Origin of the sequence: Actinomyces glycerinitolerans, from assembly GCF_900098745.1 — a bacterium.
Lineage (GTDB): Bacteria > Actinomycetota > Actinomycetes > Actinomycetales > Actinomycetaceae > Actinomyces > Actinomyces glycerinitolerans.
In genome coordinates this window covers 115,028-136,203 of sequence record NZ_FQTT01000013.1, presented here as the reverse complement: position 1 = coordinate 136,203, position 21,176 = coordinate 115,028, and the positions used below count along the sequence as shown (strand labels likewise).

14 protein-coding genes and 4 tRNA genes are annotated in these 21,176 nt (G+C 70.3%); 13 read left to right on the top strand and 5 right to left on the bottom strand.

The features are described 5' to 3' along the window. The first annotated feature begins 40 nt into the window (after nucleotides 1-40). Both pdxS and pdxT read left to right on the top strand, forming a co-directional pair. Nucleotides 41-970: a pyridoxal 5'-phosphate synthase lyase subunit PdxS gene (pdxS, locus tag ACGLYG10_RS12225; protein WP_073332423.1), complete on the top strand. Its 930-nt coding sequence runs from the start codon at nucleotides 41-43 to the stop codon at nucleotides 968-970. Then, the gene (gene pdxT / locus ACGLYG10_RS12220; protein WP_073332420.1) at nucleotides 967-1,530 is read left to right on the top strand and encodes a pyridoxal 5'-phosphate synthase glutaminase subunit PdxT; all 564 of its coding nucleotides are present in this window, start codon (nucleotides 967-969) and stop codon (nucleotides 1,528-1,530) included. The genes pdxS and pdxT overlap by 4 nt, the downstream gene beginning before the upstream one ends. On the opposite strand, the gene ACGLYG10_RS12215 is transcribed toward pdxT, so the two are convergent. Both ACGLYG10_RS12215 and ACGLYG10_RS12210 read right to left on the bottom strand, forming a co-directional pair. Continuing rightward, nucleotides 1,490-3,922, bottom strand: a complete 2,433-nt coding sequence (locus tag ACGLYG10_RS12215) for a DUF2339 domain-containing protein (protein WP_073332418.1) — start codon at nucleotides 3,920-3,922, stop codon at nucleotides 1,490-1,492. The two genes, pdxT and ACGLYG10_RS12215, sit on opposite strands and share 41 nt — an antisense overlap. Before the next feature lie 125 nt (nucleotides 3,923-4,047). Next, nucleotides 4,048-6,348, bottom strand: a complete 2,301-nt coding sequence (locus tag ACGLYG10_RS12210) for a DUF2339 domain-containing protein (protein WP_139240977.1) — start codon at nucleotides 6,346-6,348, stop codon at nucleotides 4,048-4,050. A 421-nt stretch (nucleotides 6,349-6,769) separates the two neighbouring features. Between ACGLYG10_RS12210 and ACGLYG10_RS12205 the strand changes: the two genes are divergently transcribed. Further along, nucleotides 6,770-8,149, top strand: coding sequence for a UTP--glucose-1-phosphate uridylyltransferase (locus tag ACGLYG10_RS12205; protein ID WP_073332413.1), 1,380 nt, complete (start codon nucleotides 6,770-6,772; stop codon nucleotides 8,147-8,149). A gap of 530 nt (nucleotides 8,150-8,679) precedes the next feature. On the opposite strand, the gene ACGLYG10_RS12200 is transcribed toward ACGLYG10_RS12205, so the two are convergent. Continuing rightward, nucleotides 8,680-8,752: transfer RNA gene (locus ACGLYG10_RS12200), tRNA-Val, on the bottom strand. Between the two features lie 154 nt (nucleotides 8,753-8,906). On the opposite strand from ACGLYG10_RS12200, the gene ACGLYG10_RS12195 reads away from it, so the two are divergent. From ACGLYG10_RS12195 to ACGLYG10_RS12185, 3 genes are all read left to right on the top strand, one after another. Further along, nucleotides 8,907-8,979, top strand: a tRNA-Gly gene (locus ACGLYG10_RS12195). 32 nt (nucleotides 8,980-9,011) lie between these two features. Further along, a tRNA-Cys gene (locus ACGLYG10_RS12190) sits at nucleotides 9,012-9,082 on the top strand. A gap of 1 nt (nucleotide 9,083) precedes the next feature. Next, nucleotides 9,084-9,158 (top strand) — tRNA-Val (locus tag ACGLYG10_RS12185). Between the two features lie 21 nt (nucleotides 9,159-9,179). Here the strand turns inward: ACGLYG10_RS12185 and ACGLYG10_RS12180 are convergent. Continuing rightward, nucleotides 9,180-10,019: an HAD hydrolase family protein gene (locus ACGLYG10_RS12180; RefSeq protein WP_170866513.1), complete on the bottom strand. Its 840-nt coding sequence runs from the start codon at nucleotides 10,017-10,019 to the stop codon at nucleotides 9,180-9,182. Nucleotides 10,020-10,222: 203 nt separating this feature from the next. Between ACGLYG10_RS12180 and ACGLYG10_RS12175 the strand changes: the two genes are divergently transcribed. The 6 genes from ACGLYG10_RS12175 (at nucleotide 10,223) to ACGLYG10_RS12150 (ending at nucleotide 18,666) form a co-directional block, all read left to right on the top strand. Continuing rightward, nucleotides 10,223-11,368, top strand: coding sequence for an MFS transporter (locus tag ACGLYG10_RS12175; protein ID WP_073332407.1), 1,146 nt, complete (start codon nucleotides 10,223-10,225; stop codon nucleotides 11,366-11,368). Nucleotides 11,369-11,377: 9 nt separating this feature from the next. Continuing rightward, nucleotides 11,378-13,678, top strand: coding sequence for an excinuclease ABC subunit UvrC (gene uvrC, locus ACGLYG10_RS12170; RefSeq protein ID WP_073332405.1), 2,301 nt, complete (start codon nucleotides 11,378-11,380; stop codon nucleotides 13,676-13,678). Nucleotides 13,679-13,691: 13 nt separating this feature from the next. After that, complete coding sequence (locus tag ACGLYG10_RS12165; RefSeq protein ID WP_073332402.1) at nucleotides 13,692-14,549, top strand: PRD domain-containing protein; 858 nt, start codon at nucleotides 13,692-13,694, stop codon at nucleotides 14,547-14,549. A 204-nt stretch (nucleotides 14,550-14,753) separates the two neighbouring features. Then, the gene (locus tag ACGLYG10_RS12160) at nucleotides 14,754-16,631 is read left to right on the top strand and encodes a beta-glucoside-specific PTS transporter subunit IIABC (protein ID WP_073332399.1); all 1,878 of its coding nucleotides are present in this window, start codon (nucleotides 14,754-14,756) and stop codon (nucleotides 16,629-16,631) included. A 119-nt stretch (nucleotides 16,632-16,750) separates the two neighbouring features. Next, the gene (locus tag ACGLYG10_RS12155) at nucleotides 16,751-18,172 is read left to right on the top strand and encodes a glycoside hydrolase family 1 protein (RefSeq protein ID WP_073332397.1); all 1,422 of its coding nucleotides are present in this window, start codon (nucleotides 16,751-16,753) and stop codon (nucleotides 18,170-18,172) included. A gap of 71 nt (nucleotides 18,173-18,243) precedes the next feature. Continuing rightward, nucleotides 18,244-18,666 carry a DUF817 family protein gene (locus tag ACGLYG10_RS12150; RefSeq protein ID WP_083565895.1) on the top strand — a complete coding sequence of 141 codons (423 nt, stop codon included), beginning with the start codon at nucleotides 18,244-18,246 and terminating at the stop codon, nucleotides 18,664-18,666. 12 nt (nucleotides 18,667-18,678) lie between these two features. Here ACGLYG10_RS12150 and purT read toward each other — a convergent pair whose 3' ends face one another. Further along, on the bottom strand, nucleotides 18,679-19,893 hold the full coding sequence (gene purT, locus ACGLYG10_RS12145; protein WP_083565910.1) for a formate-dependent phosphoribosylglycinamide formyltransferase: 1,215 nt from the start codon (nucleotides 19,891-19,893) through the stop codon (nucleotides 18,679-18,681). A gap of 164 nt (nucleotides 19,894-20,057) precedes the next feature. Here purT and rapZ point away from each other — a divergent pair, with 164 nt between their 5' ends. Beyond that, the gene (rapZ, locus tag ACGLYG10_RS12140) at nucleotides 20,058-21,173 is read left to right on the top strand and encodes an RNase adapter RapZ (protein ID WP_083565894.1); all 1,116 of its coding nucleotides are present in this window, start codon (nucleotides 20,058-20,060) and stop codon (nucleotides 21,171-21,173) included. Nucleotides 21,174-21,176: the final 3 nt, after the last annotated feature.

Sequence of the window (21,176 nt, the reverse complement as noted above, 5' to 3'; positions counted from 1 at the left end):
GGACCGGACAATGGCCCACCGGTGTCGCGAGCATGGCGCCATGAGCACACGCGAAACTCCCGCCGTCCCCGATTCCGCTGCCATTCCCGCGGGCACCGGCTCGCCCCTGGTCAAACGGGGCCTGGCCGACATGCTCAAGGGCGGCGTGATCATGGATGTGGTTACCCCGGAGCAGGCGCGCATCGCCGAGGACGCCGGCGCCGTCGCCGTCATGGCACTTGAGCGCGTCCCCGCCGATATCCGCGCCCAGGGCGGCGTGGCCCGCATGTCCGACCCCGACCTGATCGCCGCCATCATCGACGCCGTCTCCATCCCCGTGATGGCCAAGGCCCGCATCGGCCACTTCGTCGAGGCACAGGTCCTACAGCACCTGGGCGTGGACTACATCGACGAGTCCGAGGTCCTGTCGCCGGCGGACTACGCCCACCACATCGACAAGCAGCGCTTCACCGTGCCCTTCGTCTGCGGCGCCACGAACCTGGGCGAGGCCCTGCGGCGCATCGCCGAGGGCGCCGCCATGATCCGCTCCAAGGGTGAAGCCGGCACCGGGGACGTGTCCGAGGCGACCCGTCACATCCGCACCATCAAGGAGGAGATCGCCCGCCTGCGCGGCCTGCGTGAGGACGAGCTCTACGTTGCCGCCAAGGAGCTGGCTGCTCCCTACGACCTGGTGGCCGAGGTAGCCCGCAGCGGGGACCTGCCGGTGGTGCTGTTCACCGCCGGCGGGATCGCCACCCCCGCTGACGCCGCCATGATGATGCAGTTGGGTGCCGACGGCGTCTTCGTCGGATCCGGCATATTCAAGTCCGGCGACCCCGCCGCCCGCGCGGCCGCGATCGTCCGGGCCACCGCCGCCTACGACGACCCGGCCGTGATCGCGGAGGTGTCCCGGGGGCTGGGCGAGGCGATGGTGGGCATCAACGTGGCCGACCTGCCCGCGCCGCACCGGCTGGCGGAGCGCGGCTGGTGAGCGGGCGCGTCGTCGGCGTCCTGGCGCTTCAGGGAGGGGTGGCCGAGCACGCCCGCATGATCGAGGCGCTCGGCCACCGTCCCCGGCCGGTACGCCGGCTCGGCGACCTGGAGGGCATTGAGGCGCTCGTGCTGCCAGGCGGGGAGTCGACGACGCTGCACCGGCTGCTGACCGCCTTCGACCTGACCAAGGGCATCAGGGATGCCGCCCGCAGGGTGCCGACGCTCGGCACCTGTGCGGGCCTGATCCTCCTGGCGACGCTGGGGGTGCTGGACGTCGACGTCGAGCGCAACGCCTTCGGCCCTCAGGCGGACTCCGCCACCGCCCGCCTGCCCTGGAAGCACGGGAGCGTCGTGGCCGCCTTCATCCGTGCACCGCGCGTGACCCGGGTGGGCGGCGGCGTGCGCGTCTGCTCAACCTGGCAGGGCGGCGGCCGCTATGGGGCCGAGCCGGCGATCGTCGGCGTCGAGCAGGGGGAGGGGGAGCAGCGGATCATCGGCGTCTCCTTCCACCCCGAGCTCACCGGGGATACGACGATCCACCGCGACCTGCTGGACTGATGCCGCCGGCGGAGTCGGCTCCGATCGCGCCGTGCTCCGCCTGCTCCTGCTCCTGCGCGAAATGGTTGTATGCGAGCGACAGCCCGAAGCACACGACGCCGGCGACCATGAGCGCCAGGATCCGCGACAGCGAGTTTTGTCCGGCCAGATCCACCACGGCCAGCTTGAACACCACCAGCAGTACCAGGGTGAGCCCGTAGTGGCGCAGTGTGGTGGCGCGCAGCCGGAATCCGATGACGATGCAGGCGGCACCGGTCGCCAGCACCACACCGGTGATCAGCAGAGAAGCTGCGGATGCGCCGGTGAGGATCATCACCGACCACCACAGGGCGAGGCTCTGCGAGAGCGCAATGGTCAGTGTCACGGTGAGTGACATTGCGGAGTGCCGCAGCCAGGGCAGCAGCATTCGCCCGCCGACCACCACGAGGGCCAGCGCCAGGGCAACCAACGGCGCCGCCAGCAGCGGAGAGCCCAGGGAGTCGGCGCGTACCAGCACCGCGACGGCCAGCGCCGTCAACAGTGCCTCGCCCAGCCACGCCAGAGCCGGTGGTGTGGGCACGAGCGGGCTGCGCAGGTCGGTTGCGCCCGCCAGCTGTCCTGCGCGCCGACCCGAGACGAGCATGCGCGGGCTGCATTGGGGCGTGAACGCGCCCATGCCGGCCAACGCCAGCGCCAGGGCACCCGCCAGTAGCGGCGCCGCGATCCGGCCGGCCCCGCCGAGACCGCCGGCGGGAACCAGCCGGTCCAGCAGCCGGGGGATGATCAGCACCAACTGACCGGCCGCGACCCACATCCCCGCGGACAGCCACGAGGGCCGGTTCGCGTGCTCCTCGGAATGCGGGGGCGGAGCCAGCAGCGCCTCCAGAGGAGCGGTCGGAAGCACGCCGATGAGTACGGCCAGAATGGCCAGCATCACGGTGCTGCGATCGGGGGAGAACACTGCCAGCAGCGCGGCTGTGCTGAACAGCGGGAGCACCAGCACGGGGGCGCTGTAACCGACACGTACCACGGGAACGGCGGCCAGTGCCACCGCTGCCACCGCAGGCGGTAGCAGCGCGATATTCAAAGCGAAGACGGCCGCCGCGACGCAGACCACCGTACCCAGGTTCACGGCCGCGACGACGCGCAGCCACGGGGAGGTGGCTCGCTGCGGGAGCAGGGCGGCGGTGGCCAGGCAGACCAGGACCAGGAAGGACATGGCCATGCCATTGCGCGTGGACGACGTCACGTCGTTAGCGGACGCGAGGATTAGCAACGCCAGCGCCTGGATGATGCCGGTGACCGCCCACTCGTATCCGGCGGCCTCCCTTGCTCCGGCTCCGGCCAGCAGACGCGTGGAGTGATGCGCTTGCGCCAGGAGCACCGCGCAGGGCGCTGCGAGCAGCACGATGCCGGTGAGCGGCTGAGCCACCAGCAGCCGGGAGGGGCCGGCCAGCAGCACGGTGCCGGTGACCACCATGGAGGTGGTCGGCAGCCAGGGCGCCAGGCGCATGCGCGGCGTGAAGCGCGGCAGTATCGCCGCCACCACGGCCAGGGTGACGGTGTAGATATCGATCAGGGTCCAGGCCAGGACCGCCTGTTCCGGGTGCGTTGCCACCTGCCAGGTGGTGAAGCCGACGGTCACCAGCGCCCCCAGCATGGAGATGACGGCGGTGAAGAACTGCGCGGTGACGCAGGACACCAGCAGCAGCACGAAGGCCCAGGCCACCATCAGTCCCAGGGCGGCGACCGGGCTTAGTCCGGCGATCAGGGCGGCACCGATGACGGCGACGAAGCCGAGCGCACCGCCCGTGCCCGTGAGGGTGGCGGCCGCCACCTGCAGCCGCTCCCGCTTCTGGTTGACGACCGTGCCCGCGGCGACCAGGGAGACGGCGACGACGCCCAGCGCCGTTACCTTCACGACGTCGGGAATCTGGTCCCAGACCAGGGCTATGAGGCTCACGGCGGCGGACACGATCAGGAACGCGGCCGCCCCGGACAGGACGTATCTGCCGATATTGCCCTCGTTGCGCTTCTCCCGCATGGGCCGCATGGCGAACGGGTCGCTGTCGGCGGCGCTCGTGGCGCCGCTGGGGGCCACTGCCGTCGGGGCCTTCTGCGATGGGGTGGAGGGCGCCTTCAGAACGGGCTTGGACGGCGGGTATGTGGCCAGGGCCGGGGTCCGGGGCTGTTGCACCGCGGGAGCCGCGGCCGGTGAGGAGGACGACGTCCGCGTAGTTATCGGCCGGGCGGGTGGGGAGGCGACCGGCGCGGGGCGCGGCTGCGGACGCGCCGCAGAATCGAGGGGGTACCCGTCACGGGAGATCCGTTTGGCCACCCAGTCGAGTTTGCGTTCGAGGGTTGTCAGGCGCCCGATGATCTCTTCGAGCTGCTCACTGCTGACCGTATCCATGTCTCAAGGATCCGGTCCTGGCGGGCCAAAGTCACGCCGTCGCGACGGGGAGTACTTCCCTCGGCCCGGATTGTGATCGAGCCGGACATGTCCGGCTCGTCGGGTACGTCGGTCACGCAGGTCCATCAGGCGTAGGGCGGCACCCGATGATCGTCGGCCGGCGCCGGGCCCGTCCCGGCAGCATATCGGGCCTGCTCGCGCGCGAAGCGGTTGTATGCCAAAGACAGGCAGAAACACGCCAGCCCGGCCACCAGCAGTGCCAGGATCTGGGTGAGCGAGTTCCCGTCCGCCAGGTCCAGCACCGCGAGCTTGACCACCACCAGCATCACCAGTGTCAGCCCGTAGTGGCGCAGTGCGACCGCCCGCGCCCGGAAGCCGAGCACAATGCCCACTGCGCCGGTCGCCAGCACCACACCGGTGACCAGCAACGAGGTCGCCGACGCACCGGTGAGGACCATTACCGACCACCACAGCGCCACGCTGAGCGAGATGGCGGTGGCCGTGCCGGCGCCCGCGCGCCGCAGCCAGGGCAGCAACAGGCGGGCCGCCGCCACCGCGAGCACCAGGCCCAGCACCACCAGCGGTGCCGCCACCAGCCGGTCGCCCGCGGAATCCGCGCGCGCCAGGATGACGAGCGCCTGCAGGCACAGCAGCGCGAACCCCACCCAGCCGATGACCGGAGTCGCGGGAATTCGCGGCGTGCGCGGCCCATTTGCGCCCTCGATGGCGCCGGCGTGGGTCCCCGAGGCGAGCGCGAGTGGAGTGCATCCACGGGTGAACAGCCCCAGGCCCGTCAGCGCCAGGGCGCACACACCACCCACCAGCGGGGCTGCGGAGCCGCCCGGGACCAGCCGCGCGACCAGCGCGGGCAGCACCACCACCAGGTCCGCGCCGATCAGCCAGACGGCCGCGGTCAGCAGGTCGACGCGTGCCTGTTGCGCGCGCCCGGGGCTCCGGGCCGGGGTTAGTCGGCTCTCCAGCAGCAGGCTCAGGCCGGCGGCGGTGGCCACCGCGACGAGTGCGAGTCCGACGGCGTCCCTGTCTGAATGTGCTCGGGTGGCGAGCGCGAACGCCGGCAGACCCGCCAGTGGCAGTATCGGGATCGGCGCGGCTTGCCCGACGCGGACCACCGGGGCGCCGGCCAGCCCCACCGCCAGCACCGCAGGCAGGAGCAGGCGGGGCTCCACGGCGAAGACGGCGGCACCGATGCCCACCATCACCCCAAGGTTCACCCCGGCCACGTTCCGCGGCCAGGCAGCCGTACCGCCGTCGGGAAGCAGCGCCGCGGTGGAGGCGACCGCAGCCACCAGGAGCACCACGCCGGTCAGGGCACGGGCCGCCGGCGGGGCCGCCGGATCCAGTCCCAGGTGCAGCACGGCCAGCACCATTGCGACACCCACGGCGCCCCATTCCCAAGCGGCCGCGGCGCGCCCGACCGTGCGTGACAGCAGCCGCCCGGAGTGATGCGCCTGAACCAGCAGCACGACGGCCGGTAGACACAGCAGGGCGACCCCGGTCGGGGACCCACCGCGCAGAAGAACGGTCGGCCCGATCACCAGCGCCGTCGCCGTGACCACCATGGAGGTGGTGGGCAGCCAGACGGCATGGCGCATCCGCCGCGCAAAGTGCGCCAGCAGCGCGGACACCGCCGCGAGGGCGATCAAGTAGCCGTTCACGAGCATCCACACCAACGCCGCCCGGCCCGGATGCGCATTGGCCTGCACCCACGCGAAATCAACCGCGACCAGGGCGCCAAGGGCGGAAATCACGGCGGTGAAGAATTGCCCGGCGGTCCAGGACACCAGTAGGAGCACGAACCCCCAGGCGGCCATCAGCGCCATGGCCACGGGGGTTTGTAGGTGCACGAGCAGGACCGCGCCAATGATGGTTACGAAGCCCAACGCCCCACCCGTACCGGTTACGGTGGCCGCCGCCACCCGCAGGCGGGGCCGATTCTCCGCCAGCGTGGTGCCCGCGGAGACCATGGCGAGGGACAACAGTCCGAGCCCGCCGACCTTCCAGCCGTCGGGAATCTGCTCCCAAACCAGCGCAATGAGGCTCACCGCGGCCAGCAGCACCAGCAGCGCCGCCGCGCCGGACAGCAGATAGGCGCCCAAGTTACCCTCCCGCGCCGGAGGCAATTGGGTGGCGGGCGGGGCTCCGGCGTCGGGGGAGCGCGGCGGCGTCGGCTGCGGCGCCCACAACGGCTGCGGTGGCTGCTGCTGTGGGGGTGCATACGGATCGGGAGCGTAGGCGGTAGTGGGCATGTCCCGGGCGGGCTGCCGGGTGGCGGGTCCGGAGGGCAGCGTGGTGGCGGGCCCGGAGGACAGCCGGGCGACTTGTCCCTCCAACCGTCCGACCTCACGCTCCAGGGCGTCCAGACGCGCGATCACCTCATGGAATCGTGCGCGCTCTTGGGAATCCATGATTCAAGGATCCGGCAAGGTCGCGGCGTTGTCACGACTTTGATACGGAGACTTGGACGCGGTGGGCTGATGGGCGGTGGATCAGGCGCGACGGTTTGTGTGTTGGCCTGACGGTTCGTACGTTGCGGTCGACGATTCGGCACTTCTTGCGACGGTTCGTGGGGTAGGGGTACGAACCGTCGCGGTTCATGCCGAATCGTTGCTGCTACCTGACGAACCGTCACTGGAACACACGAACCGTCCACCCCCGACGCAGTTCCGGCAACGTCCTCATTGGCCCGAGGAGGTCCTTTGTCCGGTGAGAACGTCCCGTTGCCTCTCCTTCCCCACGTACAGCCTTCGCCTGGCGGCCGACCACCCCTACAAGCGCGAGCGGCCACTTTGATACGGAGACTTGGGCGCGGTGGGATAGCCTTTTCCCATGAGCACCACCGGATTGGCCGCTGCCCAGGCAAAGATGCGCGACGCCGGCGTCGCCGAGCAGGCCATCGACGTTTTCAGCCACTACTACCGCGCCCTTGAGGAGGGAGCCACCGGGCTCGTCCCCGAGGACACCATCGAGCCGCTTACGCAGATCGACTCGATCGACGACGTCGAGGTCGACGACGCCGCGGCCCGCGAGGCACTGAGCAAGACCGTCCTGATCAAGCTCAACGGGGGGCTCGGCACCTCCATGGGCATGGACCGGGCCAAGTCGCTGCTGCCGGTGCGCGACGGCAAGAGCTTCCTGGACCTGCTGGTGGATCAGGTGATGACCGCCCGTGCCCGCTATGACGTCACCCTGCCACTGATCTTCATGGACTCCTTCCGCACCCGCGAGGACACGCTGGCGGCCCTCGCCGCCCACCCGGGCATCGAGGTGGAGGGGATCCCGCTGGACTTCCTGCAGAACCGGGAGCCCAAGTTGCGCGCCGACGACCTCACCCCGGTGCAGTGGGAGGCGGACCCGAGCCTGGAGTGGTGCCCGCCCGGCCACGGCGACATCTACACCGCCCTGGTGGCCTCCGGCGTGCTGGACGCACTGCTGGAACGCGGCTACAAGTACGCGATGACCTCCAACTCGGACAACCTGGGCGCGGCCCCGAGCGCCCGCATCGCCGGCTGGTTCGCCGCCTCCGGCGCCCCCTACGCCCCCGAGCTGTGCAGGCGCACCCCCGCCGACGTCAAGGGCGGCCACCTGGCGGTGCGCAAGGCGGACGGCCGCATCATCCTGCGCGACACCGCGCAGACCCCGCCCGAGGAGATGCACTACTTCACCGACCAGTTCCGCCACCCCTTCTTCCACACCAATAACCTCTGGTTCGACCTGGAGGTGCTGCGGGACACGCTGACCGAGCGAAACGGCATTCTGGGGCTGCCGCTGATCCGCAACGCCAAGACGGTCGACCCCGCCGACCCCGAGTCGACGCCGGTCATCCAGCTGGAAACCGCCATGGGCGCCGCCGTGGAGGCCTTCGACGGCGCCACCGCCGTGGAGGTGCCGCGCAGCCGCTTCCTGCCGGTCAAGACCACCAATGACCTGCTGCTGGTCCGTTCGGACGTGTATGCGGTGGATGCCGACGGGCTGCTGCAGCAGGTGCCCGAGCAGGCCTGCGTGGTCGACCTGGATCCGCGCTACTACAAGCGGATCGCCGACTTCGAGGCGCGCTTCCCGCACGGGGTCCCCTCCATCCGCGACGCACGCAGCCTGACGGTGCGGGGCGACTGGACCTTCGGGGCCGACGTCGTCGCCACCGGGGACGCGACCGTGACCGAGACGGGGGCACCCGGGGTGATCGCCGACGGCGCCCGGCTGGGCTGAGCTGCCCGACGGCGGCTTAGGGGCGCCCCCCGGGCACACGTGGGCCCGGTACGTGCTTCACACACGTTTCCATCGCAAATACACGAGTCTTGGAGCTTCGCATGCGCCCTGCACCTGTAAAGCTCCAAGACTCGTGACTATGACGCAAACTCGTGTGGACTGCCTGCGTCTACTTGGACTGCCTGAATGGTCCTGCGTTTTGCACGACCTCGGGCCGCGTTCCACGACCTTGGTGTGTGTTGCACGACCACCCCGGGGTCGTGGAATGTGCACCAGGGTCGTGCAGTGTCGCCCGGGTCGTGCAAAGCCGTCCCGGCCCCGGCGCCGGACACTGCCACCCGCACAAAGGCCAGGCCGAACGAACCAGCCGGCAGAGGCCACAACACCGGTCTCGAGCAACACATTCGCGCCGACGAACTCACTACGCCCCCGAACCGCACGCGCTCGAGCCGATAACCCGCAGCTCCTGAGCCTGCACACGAGTGAGGCCCCGGACCGCTTGGTCCGGGGCCTCACATGCATGCTTCCGGTGGGCGATACTGGAATCGAACCAGTGACCTCCTCGGTGTGAACGAGGCGCTCTAACCCCTGAGCCAATCGCCCGGTGCGGTGCAGACACTAGCGGGACCGAGGCCCCCGCGGCAAACGGAGGACCGGTGAGGTGGATCACCGCCCGTGCATTTGCCACCCGGCCCCGGCTGGATGGTATGGTTCAGCAGCGCTCAGGGGAACGCATGGGCCCCAAGGCGTTGAACATGCGGATGTGGCTCAGTTGGTAGAGCATCACCTTGCCAAGGTGAGGGTCGCGGGTTCGAGTCCCGTCATCCGCTCCGAGGAGCGGGGGTCCTCCCAGCCTCTCATTGGTGGGTTGGCCGAGAGGTTAGGCACCGGCCTGCAAAGCCGTTTACACCGGTTCGAATCCGGTACCCACCTCGGGCGATTGGCGCAGCGGGAGCGCGCTTCCCTGACACGGAAGAGGTCACTGGTTCGATCCCAGTATCGCCCACCATCGCCTTCGCTCTTCCCGTGTTCAGTCCGCCGGGAACCAGCCCTCCAGTACTTGCAGCACGCCGTCGTCATCATTGGCGGGCGCCATGAAGTCGGCGGCGTCGCGGGCGGCGGCGGAGGCGTTGGCCATCGCAATCCCGTAGCCCGCGCGAGCCAGCATCTCCGCATCGTTCCCGGAGTCTCCGAAGGCCGCCACCTGCCCCGGCACCAGGCCCCAGTGGTCCAGCAGCACGCCCAGCCCCGAGGCCTTGTGCTGCCCGGGCACGATCAGGTCCACGCTGTCGTGTCCCGAGACCACCGGCACCATCGCGCCGTCCAGCGCCTCGGACAACCGGTCCAGGAACGCCTGCGTGAAGCCGTGCTCGTCCACCAGCGCGATCTTGGATACGCGGTGACCGTTAATGTCGGCGGTGCGGGCGACGTACTGGTACCGGGGGTGGTAGAAGGTCAGCAGCTCCCGCATCTCGGGCGTCTCCGACTCGCGCAGGTAGGCGCCGTCCGGGCCGGAGGCGATGAAGGTCAGCCCGGCGTCACCGTCGAGCACCGCCAGCACCCGCGCCAGCGCGTCCATGGGCACGTGCGTCTCCAACAGCCGGACGCCGTCGGCCAGGACGATCGCCCCGTTGTCGGAGACCACGCCGTCGGGAGCCGGGCCCTCCGCGGCCGGGAAGAAGCCGAGCAGCTGCGCCTCCTGATTGCCGGAGGCGACCACGAAGCGCACGCCGGCCTCGCGCATCCGGCGGCGCAGCGGTGCGAAGCGGCCCCGGTCGTAAGTGGAGCCGGTGCGCAGGAAGGTGCCGTCCATATCCACCGCCACCAGGCGCAGATCCGGAGGCCGGGCCGGGGGTGGCGGAACAGACACGAAAACTCCTGGGCTGCCTTGACGCGTGGGTGGAGGCCTGCCGCGGTTGAGGCGGCGCTCACAGCATAGGTGACGTCCCTGCCGCCGGCCAGGACTCACCGAGACCGGTCGAAATAACCGCCGAGGTCGGTTGATACGGCGATAGGGTTCCCGCCGTGCCGCCCGAATCTCAAGCATCTGCCCCCGCCATAAGCAGACAGGCCGTGCCGGTCGTCGCGCTGGGCACCATCTCGCGCCTGGAGTTCAGCCTGCGTGCAACAGCGTTGATGCTGCTGGCGGTATCCGCGGGAGGAAACGCGATCACGACGGCGCTGATCGGAGCCGGGGCGGTACTCCCCACGGTGCTGATGGGGCCCGCGGTTGCCCGGGTCGCGGACCGCTACGGTGCTAGAGGCGCTGCACTGTGCGGCATCTTCACGAACATCGGCCTGTACGCGGCGCTCATCCCGGTGGCGGTGGGAGCGCGGGCCACCTGGGTGTACTGGGCATTCTCAACGGGCTTTGGAATCGCCCGTCCGTTCGTCGACAACGCGGTAAATATCCTGATTGTTGAAAGCTCCAGAGCCGCCGCGATTGAGCGGACCAACGGCGTACTGTCCACCGGCCAAAGCCTCGGCGGGATCGCGGGGCCGGCGCTGGCCGGCACGCTGTTCGCCTGGTCCCGGGTATCGCCACTGTTCGCCGCGATCGTCTTCGCGGTCGTCGCGCTCGCATGTGCATTGCGTATCGCGGGCGTGAGGCGCCCGGAACGGACCGACGTGCGGGAAGTGGAGTCCTCCTGGAGGCTGTTGCGTGCTAATCGCCTGGCGTTGGCGCTCAGTATCAGTGGTTTTCTCTCGAACGTGTTCGCCGGCTGCTACTCCGCGGTGATTCCGCTGTACCTGTTGAAGATTGTGCAGATGCCGCCGCAGGTTTACGGCGCGAATTCCTCCATCGTCTCGGTCGGCGTGGTGCTGGCCAATGCCGCGTACCTGGCGATCGTCGCACGTGTACCCAGTTGGCGGATCGCCGCCTTCGCCGGCGCGCTCAGCGGCATGGCGATGATCGCGATGTCCACGACGCGTCTCGTTCCGCTGCTGCTCGTCTGTACCGGGCTGTATGGAATCGGGCTGGGAGGCTGGAACTCGGGCACCTCCAGCGCGCTGCTTCGCTCCGCGCGCGGCCCGGGACTGCACGGCATCACCACCCTGTACCGCTCCATCGTGTTTGCGGGCGCGCCCCTGGGGAGCGGCCTCGGCGCCCTGCTGGGCTCGCTCGGCCCGGGGTGGGGCGTGCTTGCGGCGGGAATCGGGACGGCCGCCTGCGGCGGTGTCCTGGCCGCGATGGCGGGTGGCGACGCGGGCGCATAATCTCCTGCCATGGCCGACCCGTCGACATACCGTCCTGCCCCCGGCGATATCCCGACCTCGCCGGGCGTGTATCGGTTCCTGGACGCCGAGGGACGCGTCATCTACGTCGGCAAGGCCAAGAACCTGCGCCAGCGGTTGAGCAACTACTTCCAGGATCTGAGTGCACTGCACCCGCGCACCCAGAAGATGGTCACCACCGCCTGCGCGGTGGAGTGGACGGTGGTTTCCACCGAGGTCGAGTCCCTCGCCCTGGAGTACTCCTGGATCAAGGAGTTCAACCCGCGTTTCAACGTCAAGTACAAGGATGACAAGTCCTACCCGTACCTGGCGGTCACCATGCAGGAGACCTTCCCCCGCGCGCAGATCGTCCGCGGCGCCCGGCGTCCAGGTGTGCGCTACTTCGGGCCCTTCGTGCAGGTGTGGTCCATCCGCGAGACCCTCGATCAACTGCTGCGCGTGTTTCCCATCCGCTCCTGCTCGGCCGGCGTGTTCAAGCGCGCGCACGCCTCCGGGCGCCCCTGCCTGCTGGGCTACATCGACAAGTGCTCCGCCCCCTGCGTGGGCCGCATCGGCCCCGCCGACCACCGGGCCCTGGCCGAGGACTTCTGCGCCTTCATGGCCGGGCGCACCGGCCCCTACCTGCGCGAGGTCGAGGCACAGATGCGGGCCGCCGCCCAGGCGCTCGACTTCGAGAAGGCGGCCCGCCTGCGTGACGACGCCGAGGCTCTGCGCAAGGTCATCGAGCAGAACGCGGTGGTGCTGCCGGAGGCCACCGACGTGGACGTTTTCGCGCTGGCCCGGGACGAGCTCACCGCCGCCGTCCAGGTCTTCCACGTGCGCGGCGGGCGGGTGCGCGGCCAGCGCGGCTGGGTGATCGACCTGGTCGAGGACGCCACCGACGCCGAACTCATCGAGCGGCTCCTCCAGCAGGTCTACTCCGATCTGCTCGACCCGGCCGACGCCGCGGCCCCCGCGGGCACCGCCGTCGGCGCGCCCGCCCGCTCCGGGCCGACCACCTCCCTCGGTGTCGGCGGTCGTGCCCCCGCCGCCCCGCTGGAGCGCACCGCCCCCGAGAACGGCAATCGCACCGGACGCCGCGAGCGCGGCGCCACCAGCGTCGACGACGTCACCCACACCGCCACCACCGCCGTCCCGCGGGAGATCCTGGTGCCCGCCCTGCCGTCCGACGCCGAGGCCGTGCGCGAGTGGCTGACCGGTCTGCGCGGCGCCCGGGTGGAACTGCGCGTGCCCCTGCGCGGCGACAAGGCCGCCCTCATGGACAACGTGCGCAAGAACGCCGAGGAGGCGCTGCGCCAGCACAAGACCCGCCGCGCCGGCGACCTCACCCAGCGCTCCCAGGCGCTGGAGGAGCTGGCCGAGGCCCTGGACCTGCCCGAGGCACCGCTGCGGGTGGAGTGCTACGACATCTCCCACACGCAGGGCACCTACCAGGTCGGCTCCATGGTGGTCTTCGAGGACGGCGCCCCCAAGAAATCCGATTACCGGCGCTTCATCATCCGCGGCGAGGACGGCACCGGCACCGCCGACGACACCGCCGCCATGCACGAGGTACTCACCCGTCGCTTCAAGCGGCTGCTGGCCGAGCAGAACAGCCCCGGCCCGGTATCCGGCTCCGTCCCCGCCGACGTCGGCGGGGAGTACGTGGAGGAGACGGCCGACGACGTCGTGGCGGACGCCCCCGGTGGCAAGCCCGCGGGCGCCGCCGGCGGCGCGGCGGCTGCCGGGGCCGGCGACACCGCAGTGCCCGTTTCCGGTCCCGTCGACCCCGACACCGGCCGTCCCCGCCGCTTCTCCTACACGCCCGGGCTCGTCGTCGTCGACGGCGGCCTGCCGCAGGTCAATGCCGCCCGGGCGGTCCTCGACGAACTCGGTGTGGACGTGCCGCTGGTGGGCCTGGCCAAGCGCCTGGAGGAGGTGTGGGTGCCGGGGGAGGAGTTCCCGATCGTGCTGCCGCGCACCTCGCCGGCCCTGTACCTGCTGCAGTACCTGCGCGACGAGTCCCACCGCTTCGCGATCACCCACCACCGTAAGAAGCGTTCGGCGGGCATGACCCGCTCCGTGCTCGACACCGTCCCCGGCCTCGGCCCCGCCCGGCAGGCGGCACTGCTGAAGGAATTCGGCTCCGTCAAGCGCATCCGGGCGGCATCCGCCGAACAGATCGCCGCCATCAAGGGCATTGGCCCGACCCTGGCCGCCACCATTCAGCAACACCTCGCCGGGGCACAGGCCGGGGCGGCTACCGGGACGGAGGCGGAGACGGACCCCGCTGCGGCGTCATCGGATCGGTGACACAATCCCACGGGTGGAGATCCTGCGGGTGTTCAACAACAACGTGATCCTGGCGCGTGACGAGCTGGGACGCGAGACGATCCTGACCGGCCGCGGCCTCGGCTTCCAGCACAAACCGGGCCAGGAGGTCGACGCCTCCCGGGTGGCGCGCCGCTACGTGCTGGCGCAGAACGCCGAGAGCGTCGGCGAGGTGATGGCCGCGATCCCGCTGGAGCGCATCGCCCTGATCGAGCGCACCTTCCGTGCGGCCGCCCGGGAGCTGGGCACCACCGTGCCCTCCTCCACGGTCGTGGCGGTCGTCGATCACGTCAATCAGGCCATGGAGCGGGCGGCCGCGGGCATCGTCATGGACTATCCGCTGCGCGCCGAGGCCGCCCACCTGCACCCGGAGGAGCTGCGGCTGGCGGAGCGCATGGTCGCCGAGCTCAACCGCGCCCAGGAGGTGCAACTGCCCGATGGGGAGGCCGTCGCCCTGGCCCTGCACTTGTTCGCCGCCGCCGTGGGCGCCCCCTCAACCCAGGAGGCGACGCGCCAGTCGAAGCTGATCGGCCAGGTCATGGATGTGCTCAAGGCCGCCTACGGCCGCGACTTCCGCGCCGACTCCATCGACGCCGCCCGCTTCGCGGTGCACTTGCGCTACTTCCTGGTGCGTGCCCGCACCGACGAGCAGGTGGCAGACGGTACGGGAACTGCGATCGCCGAGTCCCTGCGGCTGCGCTATCCGCGGGCCTACCGGGTGGCGGTGCGGGTGAAGGAACTGTTGGAGATGCGTCTGGGAATCACGGTGCAGGACGATGAGACCGCCTATCTGACCATGCACGTGGCCCGGCTGGAGGCCGGCATCGACCGGGCACCCCTACAACCCGAATAGGTGGTGTGACTAAGGGCACCCTCGGAGGCTATGCCGCTGCACCCCCGGTACCTTCTAAGCTGTTCCCTGAGCCCCCCAGAAGGGGCCCAGGATTGTTACCCGCAAGGGGCAAGACCTGAGACGACTCGCAGAGTACTGCGCGGTCGCCTCGGGTCTTTTTTGTTTTCCTGCCGCTTGCGGGCACCAGGATCGAGGAGGATCAGCATGGCCAAGGTCGACTACGCGGCGCTGGCGCCGCAACTGCTGGAGAAGGTCGGAGGTGAGGGCAACGTCCGCTCCATAACCCACTGCGCCACACGCCTGCGCCTGGTCCTGGCCGACGAGTCCAAGGCGGCGACGGCACAGATCAAGCAGCTGCCCGGCGTCGTCACCGTCGTGCAGGCCGGCGGCCAGTACCAGGTGGTCATCGGCAACGACGTGCCGATGCTGTATGAGGAGCTGGGGCGCATCACCTCGCTGGGGGCGGCCGACTCGGGCACCGAGCAGCCCGCCGAGGAGGGAAACCTCTTCGACCGGTTCATCAAGCTCATCTCCGCGCTGATCCACCCGGTGCTGTGGACCCTGGCGGGTGCCGGCCTGATCAAGGCGTTGCTGGCGCTGCTGACCACCCTGGGCTGGATGTCAGAAGAAGGCACCACCTACACGATCCTGAACGCGGCCGGCGACTCAGTCTTCTACTTCCTGCCGGTCGTGCTGGCGATCTCTGCGGCACGCCGCTTTAAGGCCAACGAGATCACGGCGGTCGCCATCGCCGGTGCCCTCGTCTACCCCGACATCGTCGCCCTGGCAGATGCGGACTCGGTGACCTTCATCGGCATCCCTGTGGTGATGGCCTCCTACAGCTCGTCCCTGCTGCCGATCATCTTCTCCACCTGGATTCAGGGCTACCTCGAACGCTGGCTCAAGCGCGTGCTGCCCAGCACCATCCGCAACTTCATGGTGCCGCTGCTGGTGCTCGCCATCATGGTGCCGCTGGTGCTCATGACGATCGGCCCGGTCACGACCGCGCTGTCCAACGGCATCTCCGGCGGCATCCAGTCCCTGTTCCGGATTGCGCCCTGGGCCGCGGGGGCGATTATGGGCGCCTTCTGGCAGGTGTTCGTCATGTTCGGCATCCACTGGGGCTTCGTGCCCATCATGCTGGCCGACTACGACAACCCCGGCTACTCGGTTATGACCGCCCCGCTGTTCGCCGCCGTCCTGGCGCAGGCCGCCGCCGTGCTCGCCGTCATGATCCGCACCCGCTCGGCGCAGATGCGCCAGGTGGCCGGGCCGGCCGCGCTGTCGGCCTTCCTCGCCGGCATCACCGAGCCCGGCATCTACGGCGTGAACCTGCCGCTGAAGCGTCCCTTCATCGCCGGCTGCATCGGTGGCGCCGTGGGCGGCGCCATCATCGCCATCGGCGGCGGAGCCTCCTCCGCCTTCGTCTTCCCCTCCCTGATCGCCATGCCCGCCCTACTTCAGTACGGCAACGTGGTGGTCACCTTCATCGGCATTGCCGTGGCCGTGGTCATCGGCTTCGTGCTCACGCTCGTGCTCGGATTCAATGAGGCCGACGCGGCCGCCGACTCCGACTCCGACGAGGACACCACAGAGGACGTGGAGGCCTCCGCTGAGCCCACCACCACCCTGGGCGCCCCGGTGGCGGGCCGGGCCATGCCACTGGAGAAGGTCTCCGACCCGGTCTTCTCCTCCGGCGCGCTGGGCGGCGGTGTCGCCGTGCGCCCCAACGGCTCCGGGCGGATCGTGGTCACGGCACCCGCTGCCGGGACCCTGGTGACCGTCATGGACTCCGGACACGCCTACGGCATCAAGACCGACGACGGCGTGGAGCTGCTGGTACACGTCGGCCTGGACACGGTCCAGCTCGAAGGCAGGGGCTTCTCGCCGAAGGTCACCGTGGGGCAGCGGGTGGCCCGCGGCCAGGAACTGGCCGAGGTCGACCTGGAGGTCGTGCGCGAGGGCGGATACGACCCCACCACCATCCTGGTGGTCACCAACACGGCTAGCCTGGCGGGCGTGGTCCCGGTGGCCGACGCCGACGTGGAGGCCGACGACGTCGTCGTCGAGATCGACCACTGATCCCCATCCCCCGTCCCGCGCCGGCGCATCCGGTGCCGGCGCGGGACGGGCAGAATCGATTCCGAACCTGAATACCAGCAGACCGACCCGTTAACGCACCCATGAAGGAGAACCCAGCCATGCCGACACCAACCACCTTCCCCGACGACTTCCTGTGGGGCGGCGCGCTGGCCGCCAACCAGTACGAGGGCGCCTACGACGCCGACGGCAAGGGCCTGAGCGTCCAGGACGTCATGCCCCAGGGCATCGTCGGCCCCCGCACCGAGGCGCCCACGCCGGACAACCTCAAGCTGGTGGGCATCGACTTCTACCACCGCTACAAGGAGGACATCGCCCTCCTGGCCGAGATGGGCTTCAAGGTCTTCCGCTTCTCCATCGCCTGGTCCCGCATCTTCCCCAAGGGCGATGAGACCGAACCCAACGAGGCCGGCCTGGCCTTCTACGACCGGGTCCTGGACGAGCTGGAGAAGTACGGCATCGAGCCGCTGGTGACCATCAGCCACTACGAGACCCCGCTGCACCTGACCAAGACCTACAACGGCTGGGCCGACCGGCGCATGATCGGCTTCTTCGAGCGCTACGCCCGCACCCTGTTCGAACGCTACGGCAAGCGGGTCAAGTACTGGCTGACCTTCAACGAGATCAACTCCGTGCTCCACGAGCCCTTCATGTCCGGTGGCATCAACACGCCCAAGGAGGAGCTGAGCGAGCGGGACCTCTACCAGGCGATCCACCACGAGCTGGTCGCCTCCGCCTCCGCCACCCGCATCGCCCACGAGGTCAACCCCGACTTGAAGGTCGGCTGCATGATCCTGGCGATCCCCTTCTACCCGCTCACCCCGGACCCGCGGGACGTGTGGGCCGCCAAGCAGGCCGAACGCGACAACTACACCTTCGGCGACGTGCACGTGCGCGGCACCTACCCCGGCTACTTCCTGCGCAAGCTGCGGGACAAGGGCATTGAACTGGACATCACCGAGGCCGACCGCCGCACCCTGGCGGAGCACACGGTCGACTTCGTCTCCTTCTCCTACTACATGTCCTCCTGCGAGACCGCCACCCAGGAGCGTGAGGCCAGCGGCGGCAACCTCATGGGCGGCGTCGTCAACCCCACCCTGGAGGTCTCCCAGTGGGGCTGGGCCATCGACCCGCGTGGCCTGCGCACCATCCTGAACGACTACTGGGACCGCTGGGGCAAGCCACTGTTCATCGTGGAGAACGGCCTGGGTGCCCGCGACGAGCTGGTAACCGGCCCCGACGGGACCCCGACCGTCGCGGACGACTACCGCATCGACTACATGAACGACCACCTGGTGCAGGTGCGTGAGGCCATCGCCGACGGCGTGCAGGTCATCGGCTACACCTCCTGGGGCTGCATCGACTGCGTCTCCGCCTCCACCGCCCAGATGTCCAAGCGCTACGGCTTCATCTACGTGGACCGCAACGACGACGGCACCGGCACCCTGGAGCGCTATCGCAAGCAGTCCTTCGGCTGGTACCGGGACGTGATCGCCTCGAATGGCGCCAGCCTGAAGGCCTGACCGGCTACGCGGTAACCGGCGGCCGCAGCCGGCTCGCGGCGGGCGCACCGGGCACTGGGTAGTCTGTGCCGATGCCCGAAGAACGCGCCCCGCTGAGCCGGCTGCGGCTGCTGCCGCTGCGCCTGGTCCAGTTCACCGCCATCCAACTGGCCTGCTGCGCCTTCCCGATCGCCTTCATCCTGGCCCTGTGGGGCTCCGCGGCGCACTTCACCGTGGGCGGCGACCGCTACCGCATGCCGACCGCGGTGTCGTTCGTGCTCATCGGGGTCTTCCTGTGGCTGGCGGAGAACATCGGCACGTTCCTCAACGCCTGGCGCTACCCCGATCAGCAGGCCGGGTGGCACCTGGTGCACGTGGGCAAGCTCGGCAGCTGGGCACTGCTGGTCACCCTCAGCTTCGTGCTGGTGGCCGCCGTCAAGGCGGAGGAGGGCGTGCGCTACGGCGGCGGCGAGGCGCGGGTCACCCCGCCCAGGCGCCGGCGCCGAGCTCGCTGACCGCCTCGATGACTAGCCCTCGGGGCGCGTCACGGTGATGGCTCCGGCCGCCTCCCGCGCCCGGCGGCGGGCCGAGTCGACGTCGTCGGCCGCCGCCACGGCCACGCCCATGCGGCGTCCCGGGTGCGCGTCGGGCTTGCCGAACAGGCGCACGTCGCTGCCCGGCACCGCCAGCGCCTCGGCGACGCCCCGGTAGGTGACCCCGGCGCCGGTCCCGGACTCGACGGGCGACTTAACCACGGCGGAGGCGCCGGGCGAGCGCAGGGCGGTGTCCACCGGCAGACCCAGCAGGGCGCGGGCGTGCAGCTCGAACTCGCTCAGGCGCTGGCTCGCCAGGGTCACCATGCCGGTGTCGTGTGGGCGGGGGGAGACCTCCGAGAAGAGCACCTCCTGGCCGCAGACGAACAGCTCCACCCCGAACAGGCCCCAGCCGCCCAGCGCGCCGGTCACCGCCGCGGCCACCTCCTGCGCGCGGCGCAGCGCCGCCTCTGGAAGCGGGTGCGGCTGCCAGGACTCCACGTAGTCGCCCTCGACCTGTCGGTGCCCGACCGGGTCGCAGAACGAGGTGACGGTCTGGCCGGTGCGCGGGTCGCGGGAGCGGACCGTCAGCAGCGTGATCTCCGCATCGAAGTTCACAAAGCCCTCCACGATCACCCGGCCCCGGTCCACCCGGCCCTCCGCGGCCGCGAGCCGCCAGGCGGCCGCCACGTCGTCGGGTCCGCGCAGCACGGACTGGCCATGCCCGGAGGAGGACATGACCGGCTTGACGATGCACGGGTAGCCGATGCGCTCGGCGGCGATGGCCAGCTCGGCCGAAGAGGAGGCGAAGGCATAGGGGCTGGTGGGCAGGCCGAGCGTCTCCGCGGCCAGGCGGCGGATCCCCTCCCGGTCCATGGTCAGGCGCGCGGCACGCGCGGTCGGCACCACCCGCACCGCGCCGGCCTCCTCCAACGCCACCAGGGCGTCGGTGGCCAGCGCCTCGATCTCCGGCACCACGATCCGTGCCCCGGACGCCGCGATCGCCGCGGTCAGCGCCCCCGGGTCGGACATGTCCACGGTCAGGGCGTGCTGGGCGACCTGCTGGGCGGGGGCGCCCGCGTAGCGGTCGATCGCGGTGACCTCCACGCCCAGGCGCATCAGCGCGATCGCCACCTCCTTGCCGAGTTCTCCAGAGCCGAGCAGCGCCACCTTCGTGGCCGAGGGCGTTCCCGGGGTGCCGATGCCCATGGCGGCGGGGGAGGGGGATGGGGATGCGGTCACGGTCGCCTCCAAGTCGATTGTGCGCGGTGCGCCTTCGCGCCCGGGCGGCACGGCAGCCGCGTGCCGACTGCTACGGCCACGCTACCGAAACTACGCGAGCCCGGCACAGCCGGTTGTGCCATGCTGGGGGCATGGACGCACAGGACCGAACCGACCCCGGCCGCCCGCCGGCGCCGGATGCCGGCCCCGACCGGATCCCCCCGTCAGTACCCGTCGCCGGACCCGCCCCCGCCGCCCCGCCGCCGCCGGGCCTCCCCCCGCGCAAGCCGGTGCGCCACCTCGCCACCCCAGCGGCGGACGCACCCGCCCCCCGCGATCCGGCCAAGGACACGGTCCCGCGCGGCATCCCAGCCATCGATGAGGCGGCCCCGCCGGTGCCGCCGGCCAAACGGCCGGAGATGATCATCGTCACCGGCATGTCCGGTGCGGGCCGCTCCCGGGCCGCCAACGCCCTGGAGGACCTCGACTGGTACGTGGTGGACAACCTGCCGCCACAGCTGCTGCCGGCGCTCGCGGGCATGATGACAACGGTCGGGGCGGGCGTGCACCGGCTGGCCGCGGTCGTCGATGTGCGCAGCCGCGAGTTCTTCGCCTCCTTCATGAAGTACCTGGGGCAGTTGCGCGACGCCGGCGTGGACGTACGCCTGATCTTCCTGGATGCCTCCGATGCCGCGCTCATCCGCCGCTTCGAGTCCTCCCGCCGCCCCCACCCCTTGCAGGGCACCGGCTCCATCCTGGACGGCATCGAGCATGAGCGCACCCTGCTGGCCGGCCTGAAGGGCACCGCCGACGAGGTCATCAACACCTCCGACTACTCGGTGCACGACCTGGCCCGCCGGATCCGGGAACTGGTCGCCCACGAGTCCGACCTGGGCCTGCGGGTGACGGTCATGTCCTTCGGCTTCAAGTACGGGCTGCCGATGGACGCCGACCACGTCCTGGACGTGCGCTTCATCCCGAACCCCTACTGGGTTTCGGAACTGCGGCATCTGACCGGGCGGGACGCGCCGGTGGCCGAGTACGTGTTCCAGCAGGATGGTGCGGCCGCCTTCGTGGACGGCTACGTGAACCTGCTGATCCCGGCGCTGCCCCGTTACGTGGACGAGCTCAAACCGAATGTCACCATCGCGGTGGGCTGTACCGGCGGCAAGCACCGCTCGGTTGCGACCGCCGAGCGGATCGGCGCCGGCCTGCGGGCCGCGGGATTCAAGGTCGCCGTGCAGCACCGGGACCTGGGGAGGGAGTGAACG